The organism is Streptomyces sp. NRRL B-24572 (assembly GCF_002156145.1).
Lineage (GTDB): Bacteria > Actinomycetota > Actinomycetes > Streptomycetales > Streptomycetaceae > Streptomyces > Streptomyces vietnamensis.
In genome coordinates, this window is sequence record NZ_MWIG01000685.1 from 1 (window position 1) to 2107 (window position 2107).

At 72.6% G+C, this 2107-nt stretch carries 2 protein-coding genes; one reads left to right on the forward strand and one right to left on the reverse strand.

All coding sequences use genetic code 11. The features are described 5' to 3' along the window. Positions 1 to 222: 222 nt before the first annotated feature. Entirely contained in the window at positions 223 to 483 is a 261-nt protein-coding gene (locus tag CCN56_RS33550; protein WP_086831613.1) for a UBP-type zinc finger domain-containing protein, read from the reverse strand. Positions 484 to 524: 41 nt separating this feature from the next. Here CCN56_RS33550 and CCN56_RS33555 point away from each other — a divergent pair. Beyond that, positions 525 to 2107, forward strand: a 1583-nt coding sequence (locus CCN56_RS33555) for a Na+/H+ antiporter (protein WP_086831614.1), incomplete at its 3' end; no start/stop codon positions are given.

Sequence of the window (2107 nt, forward strand, 5' to 3'; positions counted from 1 at the left end):
CGGGGGAGAGCCCCCGAACCGGGCGGTACGCAGGGAGCCTGCGCGGTCCGCCGTGACGCTATCGCGATCCATCCTGCCGTGTCGCCGGGAGCCCCGGAGACCGGGTGATCCCTCGCTCCCGCCCCCGGCAGCCGCGGAGAACCCGCGGAGGGGTGACGTACCCAGCGTCCGGGCCGTCGAACCGTCCGTGACCGAGCCGACCGCGGGGCGCCACACCAGCCATCAGACGATCGAACCGTCGACGAAGCACCAGCGCCAGGCCTCTCCCGGCTCGAAGGTCCGCATGACCGGATGCCCGGTCGAGGAGAAGTGCCCCGTCGCGTGCCGCCCCGCCGAGGAGTCGCAGCAGCCCACGTGCCCGCAGCTCAGACAGAGCCGCAGCTGGACGGGGTGCGTGCCGTCCGTCAGGCACTCGGGGCAGGTGTCGGCGAGCGGCGCCGGTTCGGGGCGCGGCATTTCGGCTACGTGCGGGCACTCACTCATGATGGCCAGGTTACGTTGCGGCACGGGACGGGGTCGGGAGCATGGACGCACTGCAACTGGTGGCACTGGTGGCGGTGAGCGCCGCCGTGGCGGGGTTCGCCCGCAGGACCCCGGTGCCGGCGCCGCTGCTCCTCGTCGCCGTCGGCCTCGCCGCCGCGTACCTCCCGGGGGTCCCCGACTACACCCTCGATCCGCACATCGTGCTGCCGCTGATCCTGCCCCCGCTCCTCTACACGGCCGCCGTCGACTCCTCGTACCTCGACCTGCGGGCCAACATCAGGCCCGTCGCGCTGCTCTCCGTCGGGTACGTCCTCTTCGCCACCGTGGCCGTGGGCTGGCTCGCGTACGTCCTCGTGCCCGACCTGCCGCTCACCGCCGCGCTCGTGCTCGGCGCCGTGATCGCCCCGCCGGACGCGGTCGCCGCCACCGCCATCGCCCGCCGGCTCGGCCTGCCGAACCGGATCACCACGATCCTCCAGGGCGAGTCCCTCGTGAACGACGCCACCGCGATCACCGCGTACAAGGTCGCCCTCGCGGCCGCCGTCGGCGAGGGCGTCAGCTGGGCCGGCGGCCTGTGGGAGTTCGTCCTCGCCTCGGTCGGCGGCATCGGCGTCGGCCTGGTCCTGATGGTCCCGATCCACTGGCTCCGCACCCATCTGCGCGAGGCCCTGCTCCAGAACACCCTCTCCCTGCTGATCCCGTTCATCGCGTACGCCGCCGCCGAGGAGGTCGGCGCCTCCGGAGTCCTCGCGGTCGTCGTGGTCGGCCTCTTCCTCGGCCACAAGGCCTGGAAGGTCGACTTCGCGACGCGGCTCCAGGAGGAGGCCGTCTGGAAGATGGTCGCCTTCGTCCTGGAGTCCTCCGTCTTCGCCCTGATCGGCCTCCAGCTGCCGTACGTCGTCAAGGGGCTCGGCCGGTACGGCATGGGGGAGGCGGCCTGGTACGCGGTCGGGGTCTTCGTCGCCGTGGTCGTCGTCCGGTTCGTCTGGGTCTACCCGGCGACCTTCCTGCCCCGCTGGATGTCCTCGGGCATCCGCGAGCGGGAGCCCGAGGTGGACTGGCGGGCTCCGCTCGTCGTCGGCTGGGCCGGCATGCGCGGCGTGGTCTCCCTGGCCATCGCCTTCTCCATCCCCGTCGCCACCGACGGGGTCGAGTTCCCGGCCCGCAACCTCGTCCTCTTCCTCACCTTCACCACCGTGATCGGCACCCTCGTGGTGCAGGGCCTCACCCTGCCGCCCCTCATCCGGCTCCTGAAGCTCCCCGGACGCGACCGGTACGCCGAGACCCTCGCCGAGGCACAGGCCCAGAGCGAGGCCTCGCGGGCCGCCGACGAACGCCTCGACGCGCTCCTCGCCGACGAGCGCAACGCCCTGCCGAAACCCCTCGCCGACCGGCTGCGCACGGTCATGGAACGGCGCCGCAACTCCGTGTGGGAACGCCTCGGCGCGGTCAACGAGATCACCGGGGAGACCGTCGACGACACCTACCGCCGCCTCTCGCGCGAGATGATCGACGCCGAGCGCGCGGTCTTCGTCCAGCTGCGCGACGCCCGCCGGATCGACGACGAGATGATGCGCACACTGCTCCGCCGCCTCGACCTGGAGGAGGCGGCGGAGCAGTGTGC

Bases quoted from the DNA above. Each gene is read 5' to 3' on its own strand.
- CCN56_RS33550 (WP_086831613.1), bottom strand. From the start codon at position 483: ATGAGTGAGTGCCCGCACGTAGCCGAAATGCCGCGCCCCGAACCGGCG.